At 72.0% G+C, this 20,173-nt stretch carries 19 protein-coding genes; 11 read left to right on the top strand and 8 right to left on the bottom strand.

The genetic code is table 11. The features are described from left to right. The 3 genes from AC07B0_RS20815 to AC07B0_RS20805 form a co-directional block, all read right to left on the bottom strand. Window positions 1-675 carry a polysaccharide deacetylase family protein gene (locus tag AC07B0_RS20815; protein ID WP_478898697.1) on the bottom strand — a complete coding sequence of 225 codons (675 nt, stop codon included), beginning with the start codon at window positions 673-675 and terminating at the stop codon, window positions 1-3. A 41-nt stretch (window positions 676-716) separates the two neighbouring features. Further along, complete coding sequence (locus AC07B0_RS20810; protein WP_478898696.1) at window positions 717-1,829, bottom strand: DUF8094 domain-containing protein; 1,113 nt, start codon at window positions 1,827-1,829, stop codon at window positions 717-719. Between the two features lie 265 nt (window positions 1,830-2,094). Beyond that, on the bottom strand, window positions 2,095-3,288 hold the full coding sequence (locus AC07B0_RS20805; RefSeq protein WP_478898695.1) for an RtcB family protein: 1,194 nt from the start codon (window positions 3,286-3,288) through the stop codon (window positions 2,095-2,097). A gap of 176 nt (window positions 3,289-3,464) precedes the next feature. Between AC07B0_RS20805 and AC07B0_RS20800 the strand changes: the two genes are divergently transcribed. The 3 genes from AC07B0_RS20800 (at window position 3,465) to AC07B0_RS20790 (ending at window position 6,843) form a co-directional block, all read left to right on the top strand. Beyond that, a complete protein-coding gene (locus AC07B0_RS20800; RefSeq protein ID WP_478898694.1) occupies window positions 3,465-4,391 on the top strand; it encodes a DUF3558 domain-containing protein in 927 nt (308 codons plus the stop codon). 146 nt (window positions 4,392-4,537) lie between these two features. Then, window positions 4,538-5,353, top strand: coding sequence for a DUF3558 domain-containing protein (locus AC07B0_RS20795; RefSeq protein ID WP_356872383.1), 816 nt, complete (start codon window positions 4,538-4,540; stop codon window positions 5,351-5,353). Between the two features lie 89 nt (window positions 5,354-5,442). Further along, entirely contained in the window at window positions 5,443-6,843 is a 1,401-nt protein-coding gene (locus AC07B0_RS20790) for a DUF2637 domain-containing protein (protein WP_478898693.1), read from the top strand. 90 nt (window positions 6,844-6,933) lie between these two features. Here AC07B0_RS20790 and lysS read toward each other — a convergent pair whose 3' ends face one another. Next, window positions 6,934-8,697, bottom strand: a complete 1,764-nt coding sequence (gene lysS, locus AC07B0_RS20785; protein ID WP_478898692.1) for a lysine--tRNA ligase — start codon at window positions 8,695-8,697, stop codon at window positions 6,934-6,936. A 142-nt stretch (window positions 8,698-8,839) separates the two neighbouring features. On the opposite strand from lysS, the gene argS reads away from it, so the two are divergent. The 4 genes from argS to AC07B0_RS20765 all read left to right on the top strand — a co-directional run bounded on the left by argS (window position 8,840) and on the right by AC07B0_RS20765 (window position 14,385). Beyond that, window positions 8,840-10,612 (top strand): arginine--tRNA ligase, encoded by a 1,773-nt coding sequence (gene argS, locus AC07B0_RS20780; protein WP_356872389.1) that lies wholly within the window; start codon window positions 8,840-8,842, stop codon window positions 10,610-10,612. Window positions 10,613-10,792: 180 nt separating this feature from the next. Then, window positions 10,793-12,847 carry a hypothetical protein gene (locus AC07B0_RS20775; protein WP_478898691.1) on the top strand — a complete coding sequence of 685 codons (2,055 nt, stop codon included), beginning with the start codon at window positions 10,793-10,795 and terminating at the stop codon, window positions 12,845-12,847. 244 nt (window positions 12,848-13,091) lie between these two features. Next, entirely contained in the window at window positions 13,092-13,889 is a 798-nt protein-coding gene (locus AC07B0_RS20770; protein WP_467296345.1) for a VOC family protein, read from the top strand. 64 nt (window positions 13,890-13,953) lie between these two features. Then, the gene (locus AC07B0_RS20765; RefSeq protein WP_469382262.1) at window positions 13,954-14,385 is read left to right on the top strand and encodes a DUF3995 domain-containing protein; all 432 of its coding nucleotides are present in this window, start codon (window positions 13,954-13,956) and stop codon (window positions 14,383-14,385) included. 2 nt (window positions 14,386-14,387) lie between these two features. Here AC07B0_RS20765 and AC07B0_RS20760 read toward each other — a convergent pair whose 3' ends face one another. Next, entirely contained in the window at window positions 14,388-14,771 is a 384-nt protein-coding gene (locus AC07B0_RS20760; protein WP_478898690.1) for an ATP-binding protein, read from the bottom strand. A 158-nt stretch (window positions 14,772-14,929) separates the two neighbouring features. Between AC07B0_RS20760 and AC07B0_RS20755 the strand changes: the two genes are divergently transcribed. Then, window positions 14,930-15,709: a helix-turn-helix domain-containing protein gene (locus tag AC07B0_RS20755; RefSeq protein ID WP_469382264.1), complete on the top strand. Its 780-nt coding sequence runs from the start codon at window positions 14,930-14,932 to the stop codon at window positions 15,707-15,709. Then, the gene (locus AC07B0_RS20750; protein WP_478898689.1) at window positions 15,706-15,885 is read left to right on the top strand and encodes a DUF397 domain-containing protein; all 180 of its coding nucleotides are present in this window, start codon (window positions 15,706-15,708) and stop codon (window positions 15,883-15,885) included. The genes AC07B0_RS20755 and AC07B0_RS20750 overlap by 4 nt, the downstream gene beginning before the upstream one ends. Here AC07B0_RS20750 and AC07B0_RS20745 read toward each other — a convergent pair. Next, window positions 15,863-16,660, bottom strand: a complete 798-nt coding sequence (locus AC07B0_RS20745) for a TetR/AcrR family transcriptional regulator (protein WP_478898688.1) — start codon at window positions 16,658-16,660, stop codon at window positions 15,863-15,865. The genes AC07B0_RS20750 and AC07B0_RS20745 overlap by 23 nt on opposite strands. Before the next feature lie 98 nt (window positions 16,661-16,758). Between AC07B0_RS20745 and AC07B0_RS20740 the strand changes: the two genes are divergently transcribed. Together AC07B0_RS20740 and AC07B0_RS20735 are read left to right on the top strand one after the other, a co-directional pair. Further along, on the top strand, window positions 16,759-17,745 hold the full coding sequence (locus AC07B0_RS20740; RefSeq protein WP_478898687.1) for an ATP-binding cassette domain-containing protein: 987 nt from the start codon (window positions 16,759-16,761) through the stop codon (window positions 17,743-17,745). Next, window positions 17,742-18,506, top strand: coding sequence for an ABC transporter permease (locus AC07B0_RS20735; protein WP_467296072.1), 765 nt, complete (start codon window positions 17,742-17,744; stop codon window positions 18,504-18,506). The genes AC07B0_RS20740 and AC07B0_RS20735 overlap by 4 nt, the downstream gene beginning before the upstream one ends. 123 nt (window positions 18,507-18,629) lie before the next feature. On the opposite strand, the gene AC07B0_RS20730 is transcribed toward AC07B0_RS20735, so the two are convergent. Further along, complete coding sequence (locus tag AC07B0_RS20730; protein WP_356872408.1) at window positions 18,630-18,902, bottom strand: DUF1876 domain-containing protein; 273 nt, start codon at window positions 18,900-18,902, stop codon at window positions 18,630-18,632. A 124-nt stretch (window positions 18,903-19,026) separates the two neighbouring features. Further along, entirely contained in the window at window positions 19,027-20,028 is a 1,002-nt protein-coding gene (gene hemB / locus AC07B0_RS20725; protein ID WP_356872410.1) for a porphobilinogen synthase, read from the bottom strand. Window positions 20,029-20,173 lie beyond the last annotated feature (145 nt).

Here is a 20,173-nt window from a genome sequence, read left to right as displayed (position 1 = left end):
TCAGACCAGCCCGGCCGACTTCAGGTGCGGCATGAGGGCCGCCGGCTTCAGCCCGGCGGCCTTCGCCGCGTCCAGGGCCCGCTGGAGGTCGGCCGCCAGCGTCGGCGTGAAGTGCAGCAGCACGATGTCGCCCGCCTTCAGTTGCGGCGTCGGCGGGGTCTGGTTCCAGGTCGTGAAGTCGTGCGTCCACGTGACCAGCGCCTTCACCCCGCACGCCTTCGCCGCGAGCCGCACGTCGTCGTTGACGGCACCGTACGGGGGCCGCAGCAGCTTCGGCGTCTTCCCGAAGACCGCCTCCAGCTGCTCCCCGGCCCCGCACACCTCGGCGTCCTTGCCGGCGGCGTCGAGGGTGGTCAGGTCGGGGTGGTTCACCGTGTGGTTCTCCACCGTCACCCGCCCCTGCCCGGTCAGCCCGGTGAAGTAGCCGGTGTCGTACGAGGTCGCCCCCGGCAGCAGGAACAGCGCGGCCGGGACCCGCTTCTCCAGCAGGATCCGGGCGGCCTCCGGATCGTGGTTCCAGCCGTCGTCGACGGTGATGAAGACGACCTTCTCCTGGGTCGGTACGTGCGAGACGACGGGCGGCAGCCCCACTCCGGCGGCCTGGGCCTGACCTGCGGCACCGAGGGCGAGCGACAACGACGCGAGCGCGGCGACGACCACGCGGGATCTCCACATGCCGCACACCTTGGTCTAGACCAACTCCCCCCGTCAAGCCCCTACTTGGCGACCCCGTCGGCCCACAGCGGGAACGGCCGCAGGCAGCTGCACCCCACCACGTCGGCCGGCCCCCGTTCCGGCACCTCGACGCTCGCCGTCACGCTCCACCGCACCGTCGTGCGCCGCCATGCCTTCCCCTCCCCGCCCAGCAGCGCCTCCGCCTCCCGGTAGCGGAGGCCGGAGCCGTACCGGAACGCCATCGAACGGGGCGCCGACAGCCGGTCGGTCCGCGTGAACGTGCAGGTGACGAGGGACTTGCCGTCCGCCAGCCGCACCACCGGCAACTCCAGCCCCCCGGCCACCTCCAGCTCCTGGCGCCACGTGACCTCCCGCATCTCCGCGTCCCCGGCGTTGTACGCCCCCACCACCTCGGTGGTCAGCTCACCCGGCACGAAGTCCGCGCTCTCCGCCTCCCCGTCCGGGGCGGTGAAGGTCAGGTACTTCGCGTACCGCCCGCACACCTCCCGGTCCGCCCCGGCCGCCGGCGACAGCACCGCCGCGCCCCCCGCACCCCGCGCGAACCCCGCCACCTCCCGGTCCCGCACGTCGAATCCGTACCGCGCGTACGCGGTGTCGTCGAACACCCCCGGCCTGCGGGGCGCGTCGTACACCCAGGACAGCGCGACCGCCTTCCACTCGGCGCCCGGCGCCGCCTGGACGAAGTAGTGCACGGCGCGCGCCCGCGGGTTGTCGATGGGCGAGTCGCCCCGGCTCAGCGAGACGAACGACCGCGGGTACGCCGGCTGGTCCTTCTGCGCCGGGATCAGGAACTCCGCCCCCCGGAACAACTCCGCCGTCCACTCCGTCGTCCGCTCCGTCGTCCGCTCCGCCTTCCGCTTCTGCCGCACCTCGACCCGCGCGAGGCTCTCCGCCAGCAGCGGCCCGGCCTCCACCTGGGCGAAGCCCCCGCCGTCCAGCCCCTCGATCGCCGCCTTCCGCACCGTGACGTACCGGTCGAAGACCTGCCGCGCCTGCTCCGCGCCGATGACCTTCGCCACGACGGGCACGGCGGCCGGCGCCTTCCCGCCCCCGCCACCGGGCGCGCACCCCCCGGCCCCGACCAGGCAGCCCACGACCACCCCGGCCACCCGAACCCGCCACCGACCAGCCACGCCCCACTCCCCCACACCCGCCCGGCCCACCAGATCAGCGCATGAAAACACGCCCCCGGCCACACCCGGACGACGCCCCGATCACGATCGAGCCACCCCGCCACGGCATGTGCCCGTACGAGCGTCTCCCTGGAACTCCCGCGGGCCTCCTCCTGGGCCTCCTCGGCGGCGACGGCCGAGACGCGCGGAGGGGCCCGGACCGCAACCGGTCCGGACCCCTCCGCTTTCCCGCCGACCACACGGCGGCAGCCGCCCCGCGGCGGCCTCAGCCCTTGATGCAGATGACCTGCTTCAGCTTCGCCACGACCTGGACGAGGTCGGTCTGCTGCTCGATGACCTGGTCGATCGACTTGTACGCGGCCGGGATCTCGTCCACGACGCCGGAGTCCTTGCGGCACTCCACGCCCTGCGTCTGCTCCGCGAGGTCGCGCGCCGAGAACCGCTTCTTCGCCGCCGTACGGCTCATCTTGCGGCCCGCTCCGTGCGAGGCCGAGCTGAAGGACTTCTCGTTTCCGAGGCCCTTCACGATGTACGAGCCCGTACCCATCGAGCCCGGGATGATCCCGTACTCGCCGCTGCCCGCGCGGATGGCGCCCTTACGCGTGACGAGCAGGTCCATGCCGTCGTACCGCTCCTCCGCCACGTAGTTGTGGTGGCAGCTGATCTCATGGTCGAAGGAGACCTTCGCCTTCCGGAACTCCTTCCGGATGACCTCCTTGAACAGGCTCATCATCGCCGCGCGGTTGTACTTCGCGTACTCCTGCGCCCAGAAGAGATCCTGCCGGTAGGCGTCCATCTCCGGCGTGGCGGCCAGGAAGACCGCGAGGTCGCGGTCCACGAGCCCCTGGTTGTGTTCGAGCCCCCGGGCCACGCCGATGTGATGCGCCGCGAGCTCGTTGCCGATGTTCCGGGAGCCGGAGTGCAGCATCAACCAGACCGAACCCGACTCATCCAGGCAGAACTCGACAAAATGGTTTCCTCCGCCGAGCGTTCCGATCTGCTTCACGGCGCGCTCCTGACGGAATTTGACCGCGTCGGTGAGGTAGTCGAACCGCTGCCACAGGTCCTCGTACCCCGTGACCGAGAAGCCGTACAGCCGCGCGGGGTCCACCGCCTCCTTGTGCAGCGCCGCGCCCACCGGAATCACCTGCTCGATCCGCGACCGGAGCTTCGACAGGTCGCCCGGGAGGTCGTTCGCCGTCAGGGAGGTCTTGACCGCCGACATGCCGCAGCCGATGTCGACGCCGACCGCCGCCGGGCAGACCGCGTCCTTCATGGCGATCACCGAGCCGACCGTGGCGCCCTTGCCGTAGTGGACGTCCGGCATCACGGCCAGGCCCTTGATCCAGGGGAGGCCGGCGGTGTTGTGGAGCTGGCGCATGGCGCTGTCCTCGACCGATGCCGGATCCGTCCACATCCGGATCGGGACTTTCCCGCCCGAAACCTCTACATACGACATAAGACGTCAATCCCCCGAAGACCACAGAAAAGTAGGAAAACGCAAAAAGCCTCGCTCATCGCCCCAAAGCAGTCAGGGAACCGGCGCCGGCACCAGCGTGTGCGATAGACATTGTGTCCATCCGCGCCCAAGTCGCGGCAACGCATTTTCCCCAGGGAGCCAGGAAGCCAGTGGACGTGGAGCGCAAGACGGTACGTCGGCGGGTCCTGCCCGGCATCGCGATGCTCACCGCCCTCGCGGCAGCCGTGACCGGCCTGACCGGCTGCACCGACGGCAGCGGCATGGGCACCGGCGACCCGAAGAACGGCGGGAACACCGCCGCCCCCGCGCAGCCCGGCAAGTACCGCAGCCTGCCGCAGCCCTGCAAGGCGGCCGACGGCAAGCGGCTCCGGGCGATGCTCCCGGCGTCCGAGTCCCTCACTTCCGAGGCCCGCGAGCAGCTGTACGAGGGGACCGCGGACGCCTCGTACGACGGCGACCGGCACGTGGGCTGCCGCTGGAACACGCAGGTCCCCGAGGGGACCCTGCTGCTGTCGGTCAACTTCGAGCGGGTGGTCTCGTACGACCGGGCCACCACGAGCGACGACGACAAGGCGCACCAGGTGTACGTCAGCCGGCTGACGGCGGCCCACCTGCCGTTCCCCGGACCGGCCACGACCCCGGGTGCGGGCTCCAGTGGCAGCCCGAGCCCCGGCGGCGCGCCCGCGCCGGGCGCCACCCCCGGGGCCGGGGCCCCCGCGTCCCCGTCCGACGCACCCTCCGGCGCCCCGTCCGGCACCCCGGGCGCCCCTTCCGCTTCCGCCTCCGCTTCTGCCTCCGTCGCCGCCTCTCCCTCCGCGTCTCCGTCCGCCTCTCCGGAGCTCGGCTCCCGCGTCCTGGAGGGGCTCGGGAACGAGGCCTTCCTCGACGACAAGCTGAGCGCGGCCGGCGCCACCGCCGCCCAGGCGCGCACCGTACGGATCGTGTTCCGCACCTCGAACGTGATCGTCACCGTCGAGTACAGCGTGCAGCCCGCCGGCCCGGGCACCGTGCCCCCGAGTGCGGAAACGCAGGACAAGGCCCGCCAGTTGGCACAGGCCCTGGTGGAGCGTTTCAACGAATGACAGCCCCGCCCGCCCGGGGCGTGCGCGCCCCGCGTGACGGCGCGCACAGCAGGCGGGCGCCCGGTCGGGCTACCGTTGCACGGGTCCAGCGCCCGCAACGCGTCCGTCAGAAGACCGTCGAATGACCCTCAACGTCTGAAGGAAACATGCACCGATCAGCCTCGCGCCTCACCCGCGTCCTCGCCTGCGCAGCCGTCCCGGTGATACTCACCGTCGCCGGGTGCTCCTCCGATTCGGGCAAGGACTCGGGCAAGTCCTCCGGCAAGAAGTCCGAAGCCTCCGCGTCGTCCAAGCCGAGCGCGAAGCCGTCGGCCGTGCTGGAGAAGGTGGCGTTCGCGAAGCTGCCCGACCCCTGCAAGACCGTCGCTTCGAAGAGCATCGACTCCCTCGTCCCCGAGGCGAAGGAGAAGAACGGCACGGCGACCAAGTCGAACGACCTCTCCAGCCGCGCCAGCTGCTCCTGGAACGGCCTCGACACGGACGGCCTGAAGGGCTCGCAGTACCGCTGGCTGTCCATCTCCCTGGTGCGCTACGACTCGCACGCCTCCCTCGGCAGCGGCAACAAGCGCGCCGAGGAGCAGTACAACAAGCAGATCGAGGCGTCGAAGACCACCGAGGGCGCGAACGACGTCAAGGTCGAGCAGGCCGGCGGGATCGGCGACCAGGCCACGTCCGTCGTGTACGGCGTGAAGAAGGACGTCGACTTCTTCAACACGACCGTCGTGACCCGCACCCAGAACGTCGTGATCACCATCGACTTCAACGGTGCCGCCTACGAGGGCGCGGGCGCCCCGGACAAGACGAAGATGCTGGAGAACGCGATCGCGGCGGCCAAGGAGAGCGTGACCTCGGTCGGCACCGCCAACGAGCAGCCGGACGCCTCGCAGGCCCCGGACGCGGGCTCGCCTTCGTCCTCCGCTTCGGGTTCCGCTTCCCCGTCCTCCTCGGCTGCGGCGCAGTAGCAGGTCACTGGGGGGACCTACGGGACCACTGACATCCAGTCACCCGTACGCTGTGCCTGCCGTAGCTCGACAAGGGGAGGGGATCGCGTGTGGCCGCGATGCAGCTGACTCGTACGCACCGGATACTCATCGGTGTCGTGGTCGCCGGAGCCTTGGTCATCGCGGGCATCGGTTTCGCGGGTTCGTACTCCGCGGTGCGCGCGCTGGCGCTGCAGAAAGGCTTCGGCAGTTTCTCGCTGGTGTTCCCGATCGGCATCGACGCGGGCATCTGCGTGCTGCTGGCGCTGGACCTGCTGCTGACGTGGATGCGGATCCCGTTCCCCCTGCTCCGCCAGACCGCCTGGCTGCTGACCGCGGCGACGATCGCGTTCAACGGCGCGGCGGCCTGGCCGGACCCGCTGGGCGTCGGCATGCACGCCGTGATCCCGATCCTGTTCGTGGTCACGGTGGAGGCCGCCCGGCACGCCGTGGGCCGGATCGCGGACATCACCGCGGACCGGCACATGGAGGGCGTGCGCATCACGCGCTGGCTGCTCTCCCCGGTACCCACCTTCAAGCTGTGGCGCCGGATGAAGCTGTGGGAGCTGCGCTCCTACGAGCAGGCCGTCTCCATGGAGCAGGACCGGCTGATCTACCAGGCCCGGCTCCAGGCCCGGTACGGGCGGGCCTGGCGCCGCAAGGCCCCGGTGGAGGCGCTGATGCCGCTGCGGCTGGCCCGCATCGGCGTACCGCTGTCGCAGACGGCTCCGGAGGGGCTGGCGGCGGCGGGCATCGACCCGGTGCTGCTGCCCCCGGCCCCGGTGAGCGTCGCGGCGCCGGTGGCGGCCGCTGCCCCGGTGGCCGCCGCGGCCCTGCCGGCGGCCGCCCCGCAGGAGGCCGAGCTCGCGGCCCCGGTGGCCGGTCAGCCGGTACCGGAGACGGCCCCCGGAGCCCCGGAGCGGCTCCAGAAGCAGCAGCCGGAACAGGCACCGGAGCAGGAACAGGCTCAGGTACAGCCGCAGGCTCCGGAGCAGTTGCAGGCCCAGCCGCAGGCCGCGGTCCCGGCCCAGCCCGCCGTCACGCACGCCCCGCCGCCCTTCGCGGTGGACCCGACGGCCATGCCGGCCGCCCACAACAGCGCCTGGTTCGCCGGGCCCGTGGCCCCGGACGCGACGGAGTACAAGGGGTCCTACAACCCCCAGTACGTCGAGGGCCTGGAGCCGACCCCGGTCATGCCCCCGGCGGGCCCGGAGGAGCAGCTGCCCGTCCCGGCGCCGCGGGACGAGCCGGGCGAGGAGCTGGACCAGGAGAAGTTCGAGGAGGCGGCGTACGAGGCGTACCAATCCCACGTGGAGGCGAACGGCCGCCACCCGAGCGCCCAGCAGGTGGACCAGGCCCTCACGGAGCTGCACGGGTTCATCCACCCGGACAGCGTCTCGATCATCGACGCGATGATGCCGATGCTCAAGCAGCGCTACCAACGCCACCTGGAGAACGACTTCATCTCCTGAACCCGCCGGACCTCCCGGACCGGTTCCGGGAGACACGGACAAGGGCCCGCACCCCCACCGGGGTACGGGCCCTTCGTCACGTTCCCGCGATCAGACGGCCAGCAGCTTGCGCACCCGGTCCGCCCCCACCGCGAGGAGCAGCGTGGGCAGGCGCGGTCCGGTCTCCCGGGTGACGAGCAGCCGGTAGAGCAGGGCGAAGAAGGTCCGCTGCGCGACCTTGAGCTCCGGCGTCGGTTTGGCGTCGGGCTCCAGGCCGGCCATGACCTTCGGCACGCCGTAGACGAGGGTGGTCAGCCCGTCGAGGGACCAGTGCGTGTCGAGCCCGTCCACCAGCATCCGCAGCGACTGCCGCGCCTCCTCGTCGAGGGAGGACAGCAGCTCGGTGTCGGCGTCCTCGCGGACGAGGGTGCGCTGGTCGGCCGGGACCTGGGTGGTGATCCAGTTCTCGGCGCGGTCCAGGCGCGGCCGTACCTCGTCGAGGGAGGTGAGCGGCTGCGTCGGGTCGAGGTCGGTCAGGATGCGCAGGGTCTGCTCGTCGTGGCCGGCGGTGATGTCGACGACCGACGCGAGCGTCCGGTACGGGAGCGGGCGCGGGGTGCGGGGCAGCTCGGCGGCGGCGGTGCGCACGGCGCGGGTGTGCGCGGCGGCGTCGGCGGGCAGGACGGAGCCGTCGGCGACCTTGGCCTCCAGCTTGTCCCACTCGTCGTAGAGCCGCTGGATCTCCTGGTCGAAGGCGATCTTGAAGGACTGGTTGGGGCGGCGGCGCGCGTACAGCCAGCGCAGCAGCTGCGGCTCCATGATCTTCAGCGCGTCGGCCGGGGTCGGGACCCCGCCCTTGCTGGAGGACATCTTCGCCATGCCGCTGATGCCGACGAACGCGTACATCGGTCCGATCGGCTGCTCGCCGCCGAAGATGTGCACGATCTGGCCGCCGACCTGGAACGACGAGCCGGGCGAGGAGTGGTCGACGCCGGAGGGCTCGAAGATCACGCCCTCGAAGGCCCAGCGCATCGGCCAGTCGACCTTCCAGACGAGCTTGCCGCGGTTGAACTCGCTGAGCTTGACCGTCTCGGTGAACTCGTCCTCGGTGCAGACGTAGGTCAGCTCGGTGCTCTCGTCGTCGTACGAGGTGACCTTGGTGAAGTCCTTGCCGCACTCGCCGCAGTACGGCTTGTACGGGAAGTACCCGCCCTCGCCGGCGCTGCCGTCGTCCTCGGCGGCCGCGCCGGAGCCCTCGGCGGCCTCCAGCTCGGCCTCGTCGACCTGCTTCTGCTGGGGCTTCTTGCCCGGCTTCTGCTTGGTGCGGTACTGGTCGAGGACGGCGTCGATGTCACCGCGGTGCTTCATCGCGTGCAGGACCTGCTCGCGGTACACGCCGGAGGTGTACTGCTCCGTCTGGCTGATCGGGTCGTACTCGACGCCCAGCTCTTCCAGGGCGCCGATCAGGGCGGCCTTGAAGTGCTCGGCCCAGCTGGCGTACGGGGATCCGGCCGGGGCCGGGACGGAGGTCAGCGGGCGGCCGATGTACTGGCCGTAGGTGTCCTCGTCCACGCCCGGGATGCCCTGGGGCACCTTGCGGTAGCGGTCGTAGTCGTCCCAGGAGATCAAGTGCCTGACCTCGATGCCCCGGCGGCGGATCTCGTCCGCGACCAGGTGCGGGGTCATGACCTCGCGCAGGTTGCCCAGGTGGATCGGACCGGAGGGCGAGATTCCGGACGCGACGACGACAGGTTTGCCGGGTGCTCGGCGCTCCGCCTCGGCGATGACCTCGTCCGCGAAACGGGAGACCCAGTCGGTCTCGGTGCTGCTCTGAGCCACGACACGTCCTTCTACTCGAATGCTGGCTTCAGCCATTCTCCCAGACGGAGGGGAGCGCTCCGGGGTTGCTTCCACCCCCTGATATCCCGCGAGGCCGACGGTCCCCACGTGGGATACTCGGCACTTGTCGGAACACCCAAGTGCACCTTCAGGCACAACCTCACAGGAACGGCAGCTCATGGCCTCGGTCCCTTCCCTCGCTTCTTCCGTCAATCAGCGCGTCGCGGACGCCCTCGCCTCCGCCCTGCCGGAGGCCGGTGCGACCGACCCGCTGCTGCGACGAAGCGACCGGGCCGACTTCCAGGCCAACGGGATCCTCGCGCTCGCGAAGAAGGCCAAGGCCAACCCGCGCGAGCTGGCGACGACCGTGGTCGAGGGCATCCCGACGGGCGACCTGATCAAGGAGATCGAGGTCTCGGGCCCCGGCTTCCTGAACATCACGATCACCGACAAGGCGATCATCGAGACCCTGGCCGCGCGCGCCGCGGACGACCGCCTCGGCGTCGCCCGCGCGGCGAACCCGGGCACCACGGTCATCGACTACGCGCAGCCGAACGTCGCGAAGGAGATGCACGTCGGCCACCTGCGTTCCGCCGTGATCGGCGCCGCGATGGTCGAGATCCTGGAGTTCACCGGTGAGACGGTGATCCGCCGCCACCACATCGGCGACTGGGGCACCCAGTTCGGCATGCTCATCCAGTACCTGCTGGAGCACCCGCACGAGCTGGACCACAAGTCGGACGAGGAGGTGTCCGGCGAGGAGGCCATGTCCAACCTGAACCGGCTCTACAAGGCCTCGCGCGCCCTCTTCGACTCCGACGAGGAGTTCAAGACGCGGGCCCGGGCCCGGGTGGTCGACCTCCAGGCGGGCGAGCCGGAGACCCTCGCCCTGTGGCAGCGGTTCGTCGACGAGTCGAAGATCTACTTCTACTCCGTCTTCAACAAGCTGGACATGGACATCCAGGACCAGGACGTGGTCGGCGAGTCCGGCTACAACGACATGCTCGTCGAGACGTGCAAGCTGCTGGAGGACTCGGGCGTCGCCGTCCGCTCCAACGGCGCGCTGTGCGTGTTCTTCGACGAGTACAAGGGCCAGGACGGCAACCCGACCCCGCTCATCGTCCAGAAGTCCGACGGCGGATTCGGCTACGCCGCGACCGACCTGTCCGCGATCCGCGACCGCGTCGGCAACCTGAAGGCCTCGACGCTGCTGTACGTCGTCGACGCCCGCCAGTCGCTGCACTTCAAGATGGTCTTCGAGACGGCCCGCCGGGCCGGCTGGCTGAACGACGGGGTCAAGGCCGTCCAGCTGGCCTTCGGCACCGTCCTCGGCAAGGACGGCAAGCCGTTCAAGACCCGTGAGGGCGAGACCGTGCGGCTCGTGGACCTGCTCGACGAGGCCGTGGAGCGGGCGACGGCCGTGGTCCGGGACAAGGACGAGGAGCGCGGCCTGCTCACCGCGCAGGAGATCACCGAGAACGGCCTCCAGGTCGGCATCGGCGCGGTCAAGTACGCGGACCTGTCCACCTCGGCCGCGCGCGACTACAAGTTCGACCTGGACCAGATGGTCTCGCTGACCGGTGACACGTCCGTGTACCTCCAGTACGCCTACGCCCGGATCCGGTCCATCCTGCGCAACGCGGGCGACCGTTCCCCGGCGGCCCACCCGGAGCTGGAGCTGGCTCCGGCCGAGCGGGCGCTGGGGCTGCACCTGGACGGGTTCGGCGCGCTGATCGAGGAGGCGGCCGCGGAGTACGCCCCGCACAAGGTGGCGGCGTACCTGTACCAGCTGGCCTCGCTGTTCACGACGTTCTACACGGAGTGCCCGGTCATCAAGCCGCAGCCGGAGCTCGTCGTCGGCGAGAACCGGCTGTTCCTGTGCGAGCTGACCGCCCGCACCCTCAACAAGGGCATGTCCCTCCTCGGGATCCGCACTCCCGAGAAGCTCTGACACCGGCCCGGCGCACGGCCGGGTGAAACGCGTACGGCCCCGGCACCCGCTGCCGGGGCCGTACGTATTTCGGATTTCAATTTCCTCCTGCCGGGCCCTCCGCTCTCACTAACCTGGGCGCGTTCCAAGGGGTTCGGGGTGGGTCCGGGCGTGGGTTCGGAGCCCGGGGAGGAAAGAAACATGCAGTTCAAGCGGATGGCCGTGGTGGCCGCGGCGGCAGTGGCGGGTCAAACACTGCTGATGGCGGCACCGGCGCTGGCCGAAGACCAGCCGGCGGTGACGGTGCCCGACGCGGCACCGACGGAGGAGCCGGCCGCGCAGCCGACGGGGGCGGAACCGGAAGCCGAACCGGAGGCGGGGGCGGAGAAGCCGGAGTCGGAGAAGCCGGCCGGGCCGCCCGAGGCCGTGGAACCGGTGCAGGTACCGGCACCGGCACCAGCCCCCGTGGAAGCGCAGGCTCCCGTACCCGTACCCGTACCGGCGCCCGTGTCCGCATCCGCGGAGGCCGCCGGGGACGAGGCCCAGGAGTCCGGGTCCGCCCGGATGCTGATGGGCCCCGAGGTCACCGTCCGCGGCATCCCCCAGGGCGGCTTCCCGGCCGACGGCAGCTGGACGCCGCTCACCGTGACCGTCGACAACTCGGGGCACGTCACCGTGCCGGACTACACGCCGGTACTGGGCGTCGCGCAGCCCTCGGGGGCGTTCCAGCCCGCCCACGTCAACGTCGAGTTCCGTACGGCCGGCGGGGCCTGGCAGGCCGCCGCGCCGGTGCAGGGCCCGGACGCGGCGCACGCCCTGGGGTACGCCCTGGGCACCGCCGCGTCGGTGCCGGCCGGCCAGGTCCACACGGTCGAGGTCCGGATCAGCTTCGCGGCGGGCACGCCGGCCGTGCCGTTCGACCTGACGGCGGACGGCACGAGCCGCGTCGGGAACACCACCAGCGCCTCCCCCACGTCCTCGTACGCGACGAGGATCGCCGGCGCGCCCGGCGGTGACGAGGAGCCGGTCCACGTCGACGGACCCGCGCTGACGGTGAGCGGCGTACCGGAGAGCCTGCGGGCGGGCGGCGACTGGACGAACCTCTCGGTCCGCGTGGACAACACGGGGAAGGGGGCGTTGGCGGCGTTCAACATGGGACTGGTCATGGCCCGGCCGGACTTCGTCTCCATGGAGGCCTCGCAGATCACGGTCGAGGCGCAGCGCACGGGCGCCGACGGCACGCAGAGCTGGCAGCCCCTGGAGGTCCTGTCGGAGGAGGGCGGCTACTTCTTCGCGGCCGGTCTCACGGACGGCCCGATCGCCGCCGGGCAGACCTTCGACGTCCAGGTCCGCGTCCGCTTCGCCGCCGACACCCCGACCGGATCGGTGTCCTTCTTCTCCTGGGGCACGTCCCAGGTCGACGCGGAAACCCCCCCGCCCTGGGCCGGCTCCCGCTCTCCCCGCCACCTCACCACCCTCCTGACCCCATCCACCCCGGGCACCGACCCAGGCGGCACCCCGGGCGGCACGCCCGGCGGAGACCCCGGCGGCACGCCGGGCGGCGACCCCGGCGGGAACCCCGGCGGGAACCCAGGTGGAGACCCCGGCGGCACCCCTGGCGGAGACCCGGGCGGAACGCCCGGTGGGAACCCTGGTGGCACGCCGGGCGGCGACCCCGGCGGGACCCCGGGCGGGAACCCCGGAGGGAACCCCGGCGGCGACCCGGGCGGGAACCCCGGTGGCGACCCAGGCGGGAACCCCGGCGGCACCCCGGGCGGGAACCCCGGAGGGGACCCGGGTGGCACGCCGGGCGGAACGCCCGGAGGGGACCCGGGTGGAACGCCGGGCGGCACGCCCGGTGGGAATCCCGGCGGCGACCCGGGTGGCACGCCGGGCGGCAACCCCGGCACCCCGGGCGGAACGCCGGGCGGGACGCCCGGCGGCACGCCGGGCGTCGACCCCGGCACCCCGGGCGGAACGCCCGGCGGGAACCCCGGCGGAACGCCCGGTGGCACCCCCGGCGGTGTGACGGGCGGCCTGCCCACCGGTACCGGGAACGTGCCCGTGCCGAACGGCGGTGCCCAGCCAATCGGCGGCCAGCCGGGCGGCGGCCAGCCGGGCGGCGGCCAGCCGGGCGGTGAACTCGCCGCCACCGGCAGCGCCACCGGCTGGGCCTTCGGCGGAGCCGGCCTCACCGTCGCCCTCGGAGCCGCACTGGCGGCCGGCACGGGCCGCCACCGCCGCCGCACCACCTGACGGGCCGGCCGCCGGGGTCCCCACCTGAAGCCCGCCGTCAGCCGACCCGCACCACCTGACGCCCGCCGCCAGACGACCAGGCGACCCGGCCCCACCAGAAGGGGCCGCCGCCGGGCGGCCGCCCCACCCCGTCGGCCCGCCGCCAGGCGACCCGTCACCCGTACGGCTCGGTTCGGGCCGTACGGGCCGGGTAGGGGACGGCCCGTCCTTCCCCCTGCACCACCCGGAGGCACCCGTGCCCGACATGAACGGCCCCTACAAGCCCGGCACTCCCTGCTGGATCGACCTGTTCGTCCCCGACCAGCAGGCGGCCCTCGACTTCTACTGCGACCTCTTCGGCTGGCAGGGCGAGATCGGGCCCGCCGAGCAGGGCGGGTACTCCGTCTGCACCCTCAAGGGCAAGCCCGTCGCCGGCATCATGAAGGCGTCGAACCCGGACGGTTCGGTCCCCGACCCGATGCCGCCGACCGTGTGGACGACGTACCTGTCCACCGACTCCATCGACTCCACCCTCAAGTCCGTCTCCGACGCGGGCGGCACGGTCATGATGGGCCCGATGGACGTCATGGACCTCGGGCGGATGGCGGTCGTCTCCGACCCCACCGGCGCGGTGTTCGGCCTGTGGCAGCCCGGCACGTTCGACGGAGCGGGCATCGTCAACGAGCACGGCGCCCTCATCTGGAACGAACTCAGCACCAGCGACGTCCCCGCCGCCGCCGCGTTCTACACGTCCGTCCTGCCCGTCACCACGGCCGCGTCCGACATGCCGGGCGCCGAGGGGTACACCGAGTTCAAGGTCGGCGGGCGCGCGGTCGGCGGGATGATGAACCTCGACAACCTCCCGCCCGGTACACCGCCCAACTGGCTGCCGTACTTCCACGCCGACAGCGTCGACGACATCCAGGCCGCCGCCACCCGCGCCGGGGGCAACGTCCTCGCCCCGGCCTTCGACATGGCGGCCGGCCGCATGGCCGTCCTCACCGACCCGCAGGGCGGCCCGTTCGCGGTGATCACGGCGCGCGCCCCGGAGCAGCCGGCGTAGTCGCTCCGCGTGGTGTGACGGGGCCCACGGGAATGTTCCTCCCGAGGGCCCCCTCCTTTCCGGCATGAACACCACGACACGCCTCCGCCTGGGCCGCGCGACGGCCGCCCTCCTCGCCGCCGACGGGCTGCTGCACCTGTACTGGGCCACCGGCGCGACCTGGCCCGCCGCCGACGAACGGGCCCTGTCCCTGGCCGTACTCGGCCTGGAGACCTCCTTCGCCCCGCCGGTCGTACTGCCGCTGGCCGCCGCCACCCTGACCGGGGCCGCGGCCGTCCTCGCCCACTCCCGGGGCCGGGGCGGGCGCGTCTCCCGCGCGGTGACGGGCGCGGTGGCGGCGGGCATGGCCGTACGCGGACTCGCGGGCCTGGGGTGGGCGGCCGGTGTCCTCGACTCGCCGTCCGGCAGCCCCTTCTACGTGCTCAACCTGGCGGTCTACACCCCGGCGTGCCTGGTCTTCGGCTGGGCGGCGGCACGGCTGGCGCGGGCCGCCTGAGGTCAGCGGAACTCGCACCAGACGACCTTGCCGGGGGACCTCGGCAGCACGCCCCAGCCGTCGGCGAGGGCCGCCACGAGTGTCAGGCCCCGGCCGGGCGGGCCGTCCGTCATCCGCGCCAGCCCGGGCCCGCTGTCGTGCACTTCGGCCCGTACGGTCCCCCCGAAGACGAGCAGCCGCAGCAGGTAGCCCCGGCCGCGCGGAACCCCGTACCGCAGGGCGTTCGTCGCGAGCTCGCTCACGCAGAGCAACACGTCGTCCTGCCGGGCGGTCGCGTCCCACGCGTGCAGGGTGTCCCGTGTGAAGTGCCGGGCGGCTGCGACGCTTTGGGGCGCGCGGAGGTACAGCCGCTCGCGCAGCAGGGCAGCTTGAATATTTAGGTTCACGGGACGATCGTCGCGTTCCGTGACTAGCCTGTGGCAGTACGCCAACCCGTACCCGCACATCCAGTACGGGTTGGTGCGGGTACTTCGCGGGCGCAGGTGGGGAGTTCACGTTCATGCCACCAAGGAAACGGGCTCGGCCCAACTCGACGGCAATGCGGATGGTCGGCGAGCAGGTAGCCGTCTGCCGGATCGCAAAGGGACTGACCCAGAAGGAACTAGGCAAACGGGTGGGCCTCACGGAAGAGAGCATCGCCTCGATCGAGCAGGGCCGACGGCCGCTGATGCCGGATGTGGCCGAGCTGATGGACCGGGAGCTGGGACTACCCGGGGTGCTGACGGTCGCCGCGCACAGGATGCCGCAGGTCGACGTGATCCCGCCGTGGGCGGAGCCGCTGATCAACCTGGAGAAGAAGGCCATTGGGCTGGCCTCCTACGAGAACCAGGTCGTCCCGGGGCTGCTCCAGACCGAGGCCTACGCGCGCGCGGTTTTCCGGAGCCGGACGCCGATCTACACCGACGGCGAGATCACGGACCAGACAAATGCCCGGCTCGACCGCCAGTCAGCACTCCGGCGTGAGAAGCCGATGCTGGCAAGCTTCGTGATCTGGGAGCCCGTCCTGCGCTGCCCGATCGGCGGTCGCGAGGTACTCGACGAGCAGTTCCGGCACCTGCTGGCCTGCTCCGAGCTGACCGGCGTGTCCCTACAGGTCCTACCGCTTGACCGGCCCGTCCATCCGGCCCTGGACGGGCCGTTCGTCCTGATGGAGACCCCTGACCACCAGCACATCGCGTACCTCGAAACGCACCGCGGCAGCCTGGTCGTTTCGGACCTCGACGAGGTCAGCATCCTCTCCCAGAAGTATGCGATGCTGCGAACTCAGGCCCTCAACCCCGACGAAACCAGGGACCTGTTGAAACGGCTGCTAGGAGATCCATGAGCACCCAACTCACGTGGTTCAAGTCCAGCTACAGCGGCAGCGAGGGCGGCAACTGCGTAGAGGTCGCCGCCGGCGCCGACACCGTCCACGTCCGGGACTCGAAGGTCCAGGACGGCCCCGTCCTGGAGCTGGCCCCCGCCGCCTGGGCGGCGCTCACGGCGTGGACCGCTCGCTGATCAGCGAGGCCAGGCCGTCCAGGATGCGGTTCAGGCCGAAGCCGAACTGGAAGTCCGGCTCGTCGGAGCCCGAGAACGCGTCGGAGTCCAGCAGCCGCGTCACCGCCGGGTGGGTTTCCGGGCCGGTCATCAGCCGCAGGGTGCGTACGTAGCGGCCCATCACCTGGTCCGGTGAGACCCCGGACTTCACGATGGCGTCCATCATGTCCGCGGCCATGACCGCCTCGTTCCGCACCAGGCCGCCGATCAGGATGATCGCCGAGATCTTCTCGCCCTCGCCCAGGCCGGTGCCGGCCAGCGCCGCGAGCCCCCGTTCCATCCAGGCGAGCTGGTTCGGGCTGACCGGTGCCCCGGTGAGCGGGATGCGCAGGATCCAGGGGTTGGCCATCAGGACGGCGCGCTGCGCGTACGCCCACTCCGACGCCAGCTCCCGCCAGCCCGCGTCCGGCCCCGCGGCGGACTCCGGCGGCAGGCCGACCCCCGCGTCCGACATCAGGATGTAGAGCTCTTCCTTCGCCGTGACGTACCGGTAGAGGGACATCGTGGAGACGCCCAGTTCCTTGGCCACCCGGCCCATGGACACGGCGTCCATGCCCTCCGCCGCGGCCAGCGCGACCGCCGTTTCCACGATCTTCGGGAGCGTGAGCGTCGGGCGCGGGCCCTTGCCGGGGCGTTCGCGCAGGCCCCAGGCCATTTCCAGGCTCGCCGGAAGCCCGGTGTCCCGTCCGTCCCGCGCCGGTTCGTCCGCCGGTTCGTCCGCCGGTTCCTTCGCCATGGCCGCTCCCTCCCTCCTCAGTCGTTGACCCACATCCTAGTTCTGTGTATTACTTACACAGAAGCGCGTAACCCATACGCAGAAGGGATCCGCTCCCGATGGCCAAGCCCATGACCACGACCACACCCGCGCCCGCGCCCACCTCCGCGCCCGGCGCCACACCCCCCACAGACCTCGGCATCCACGCCACCGCCCTGACCAAGTCCTACGGACCGATCCGCGTCCTCGACGGCATCGACCTGGCCGTCCCGCGCGGCAGCGTCCTCGCCCTCCTCGGCCCCAACGGCGCCGGCAAGACCACCGCCGTACGCCTCCTCGCCACCCTCACCGCCCCCGACTCCGGCACCGCCCGCGTCGCCGGGTACGACATCACCGCCGACCGCGCCCACGTACGCCGGCGCATCAGCCTCACCGGGCAGTTCGCGGCCGTCGACGAGCTCCAGACCGGCGCCGAGACCCTCCGCATGATGGGCCGCCTCAGCGGCCTCAGCGGCCCGCGGGCCCGCGCCCGGGCCGCCGAGCTCCTCGAACGCTTCGGGCTGACCGAGGCCGCCGGCCGCACCGCGAAGACGTACTCGGGCGGCATGCGCAGGCGCCTCGACCTCGCCGCGAGCCTCGTCTCCCGGCCCGAGGTGGTCTTCCTGGACGAGCCGACCACCGGGCTCGACCCGCGCAGCCGCCAGGACCTGTGGGAACTCGTACGGGAACTGCGCGACGACGGCACCACCGTCCTGCTCACCACCCAGTACCTGGAGGAGGCCGACCGGCTCGCCGACCGCGTCGCCGTCCTCTCCGAGGGCCGCATCGCCGCCGAGGGCACACCGCAGGAGCTCAAGGCCCGCGTCGCCGGACACCGCCTCGACCTCACCCTGACCGGACGGGCCGCCTACGACGCACTGGCCCCGCGCGCGGTGCACCGCGCACCGGACGAGCTCACCCTCGGCCTGCCCACCGACGGCAGCGCCGCCCACGTCCGGGCCCTGCTCGACGAACTCGACCCCGACCGCACCGCCGTCGCCCGCTTCGCGCTGCGCACCGCCACCCTCGACGACGTGTTCCTCACCCTGACGGGAGCCGCTCCGTGACGACCCCCACCGCCTTCGCCCCCACCGCCTCCGCCCTCGCGGGCCGCAGCCTGCGGATCAGCAGCCGGCAGCCGGACGTGCTGATCACCGCCCTGATGCTGCCGGTCATGCTGATGCTGATCTTCGTGTACTTCTTCGGGGGCGCCATCGACACCGGCACCGCCTACGTGACGTACGTGGTCCCCGGCGCCATGCTGCTCTGCGCGGGTTTCGGCGCGGCGAGCACCGCCGTCAGCGTCGCCGACGACATGAAGAACGGCATCATCGACCGCTTCCGCTCCCTGGACGTCGGCGGCGTCCCGATCCTCGCCGGGCACGTCACCGCCTCCGTCGCGCGGAACCTGCTCTCCACGGCCCTCGTGCTGGCCGTGGCCCTCGCCATCGGCTTCCGCCCCCAGGCCGGGCCCCTCGCCTTCCTGGCGGCCGCCGGACTGCTGCTCGCGTACATCACGGCCATCTCCTGGCTCGCGGCGACGCTCGGCCTGCTCGCGAAGTCCCCCGAGGCGGCAGGGGGGTTCACGTTCCTGATGATGTTCCTGCCCTACCCGTCCAGCGCCTTCGTGCCCATCGACACCATGCCCGGCTGGCTCCACGGCTTCGCCGACCACCAGCCCCTCACCCCGGTGATCGAATCCCTGCGCGCGCTCCTGCTGGACCAGCCCGCGGGCAACGCCCCCTACCTGGCACTGACCTGGTGCGCGGGCATCCTCGCCCTGGCCGTCACCCTGTCGGCGGCCCTCTTCAACCGCCGCACCCGCTGAGGGAGTTACGCCCCACTGGAGCCCCACAGGAGCCCCTCAGGAGCGGCGAGCCCCCGCCCCCTGCCGTCCCCCGAGGTCCGGCAGGGGCCCGTCGGCCCGACCGCTCCCGACGCGTCCGCGAGGTCAGCTCTCCAGCGGGTAGGAGTGCCTGCCCGTGGCCTCGTCGATCTCGCTGTGTGCCTTCTGGAGCATCTGGGACGCGAGGTCCATGAGCGCACGCGCGCCCGCGATCTCCTCACCGACCCGCAACTGCTCCGGGTCGGAAGGGTGGCGCATGGCATAGCCGCGCGCCCTCATCTCGGAGCCGTCACCGAGTCTGAGCATCGCCGCCGCGCTGGTGCGGTGGCCCTCCTCGGAGAACTCCAGCTCTACATGCCACCCGACGAGCGTGGGCATGGCGGATCACCTCCACAGTCGGCCTCTGCCTCCAGGGTGCGCCCGTACCTCCCCGCCCGCACCCCGCGCCCGGCCCCGCGCCCGACCGCGCCCCCGCCACGCTCCGCCCGCTACCGCGGCGCGGTCAGCGCTCGGCGCGCAGCCAGCCCGCGACCTCGGTCGCCCAGTACGTCAGGATCGTGTCCGCGCCCGCCCGCTTGATGCCGAGCAGCGCCTCCAGGATCGCCCGGTCGCGCTCGATCCAGCCCTTCTCCGCGGCCGCCTCGATCATCGCGAACTCGCCGCTGATCTGGTACGCCGCCACCGGCACGTCCACCGCCTGCGCCACCCGGTACAGGACGTCCAGGTACGGGCCGGCCGGCTTGACCATGACCATGTCGGCGCCCTCGTCCAGGTCCAGCGCCAGCTCCCGCAGCGACTCCCGGGCGTTCGCCGGGTCCTGCTGGTAGGTCTTGCGGTCGCCCTGGAGCGAGGAGCCGACGGCCTCACGGAAGGGACCGTAGAAGGCGGAGGAGTACTTCGCGGTGTAGGCGAGGATCGACACGTCCTCGTGGCCCGTCTCGTCCAGCGCGTCGCGGATGACGCCGACCTGGCCGTCCATCATGCCGCTGGGCCCCACGACGTGGACGCCCGCGTCGGCCTGGACCTGCGCCATCTCCGCGTACCGCTCCAGCGTCGCGTCGTTGTCGACCCGGCCGTGCTCGTCGAGGACCCCGCAGTGCCCGTGGTCGGTGTACTCGTCCAGGCACAGGTCCGACATGATCACCAGGTCGTCGCCGACCTCGGCCCGCACGTCACGGATCGCGAGCTGGAGGATGCCGTCCGGCTCGGTGCCCGCCGTGCCCAGCGCGTCCTTGTTCTCGTCGGCCGGGACACCGAAGAGCATGATCCCCGCGACGCCCGCCTCGACCGCCTCGACCGCCGCCTTCCGCAGCGTGTCCCGGGTGTGCTGGACGACGCCCGGCATCGCCGAGATCGCGAAGGGCTCGCTGATGCCCTCCCGTACGAACGCCGGCAGGATCAGGTCCGAGGGGTGCAGCCGGTTCTCCGCGACCATCCGCCGCATCGCCGGGGTGGTGCGCAGCCGCCGGGGCCGCGAGCCGGGAAAGGATCCGTACGCGCTCATCTTCAGTCGCCTCTTCGAGCATCGACAGCAGTCGGGAACAAGCGTAGAGCCCCCTCACCCGCTCCCCCGCGCCGGTCCTCGCCCGGTCGTTCGGCGCGCCCGCCGGGACGGCGAGGGCCCGGACGCGTTCCACGTCCGGGCCCTC

Source organism: Streptomyces sp. NPDC044704 (assembly GCF_056433525.1).
The sequence above is the reverse complement of the archived record's forward strand: the minus strand, read 5'-3'. Positions and strand labels throughout refer to the sequence as shown.

Coding starts and splice junctions, on each gene's coding strand:
- AC07B0_RS20765 (WP_469382262.1), top strand. CDS start 13,954: ATGAACACCACGACACGCCTCCGCCTGGGCCGCGCGACGGCCGCCCTC.
- AC07B0_RS20740 (WP_478898687.1), top strand. CDS start 16,759: ATGGCCAAGCCCATGACCACGACCACACCCGCGCCCGCGCCCACCTCC.
- argS (WP_356872389.1), top strand. CDS start 8,840: ATGGCCTCGGTCCCTTCCCTCGCTTCTTCCGTCAATCAGCGCGTCGCG.
- AC07B0_RS20745 (WP_478898688.1), bottom strand. CDS start 16,660: ATGGCGAAGGAACCGGCGGACGAACCGGCGGACGAACCGGCGCGGGAC.
- AC07B0_RS20730 (WP_356872408.1), bottom strand. CDS start 18,902: ATGCCCACGCTCGTCGGGTGGCATGTAGAGCTGGAGTTCTCCGAGGAG.
- AC07B0_RS20770 (WP_467296345.1), top strand. CDS start 13,092: ATGAACGGCCCCTACAAGCCCGGCACTCCCTGCTGGATCGACCTGTTC.
- AC07B0_RS20775 (WP_478898691.1), top strand. CDS start 10,793: ATGCAGTTCAAGCGGATGGCCGTGGTGGCCGCGGCGGCAGTGGCGGGT.
- AC07B0_RS20815 (WP_478898697.1), bottom strand. CDS start 675: ATGTGGAGATCCCGCGTGGTCGTCGCCGCGCTCGCGTCGTTGTCGCTC.
- AC07B0_RS20805 (WP_478898695.1), bottom strand. CDS start 3,288: ATGTCGTATGTAGAGGTTTCGGGCGGGAAAGTCCCGATCCGGATGTGG.
- AC07B0_RS20755 (WP_469382264.1), top strand. CDS start 14,930: ATGGTCGGCGAGCAGGTAGCCGTCTGCCGGATCGCAAAGGGACTGACC.
- AC07B0_RS20795 (WP_356872383.1), top strand. CDS start 4,538: ATGCACCGATCAGCCTCGCGCCTCACCCGCGTCCTCGCCTGCGCAGCC.
- AC07B0_RS20750 (WP_478898689.1), top strand. CDS start 15,706: ATGAGCACCCAACTCACGTGGTTCAAGTCCAGCTACAGCGGCAGCGAG.
- lysS (WP_478898692.1), bottom strand. CDS start 8,697: ATGGCTGAAGCCAGCATTCGAGTAGAAGGACGTGTCGTGGCTCAGAGC.
- hemB (WP_356872410.1), bottom strand. CDS start 20,028: ATGAGCGCGTACGGATCCTTTCCCGGCTCGCGGCCCCGGCGGCTGCGC.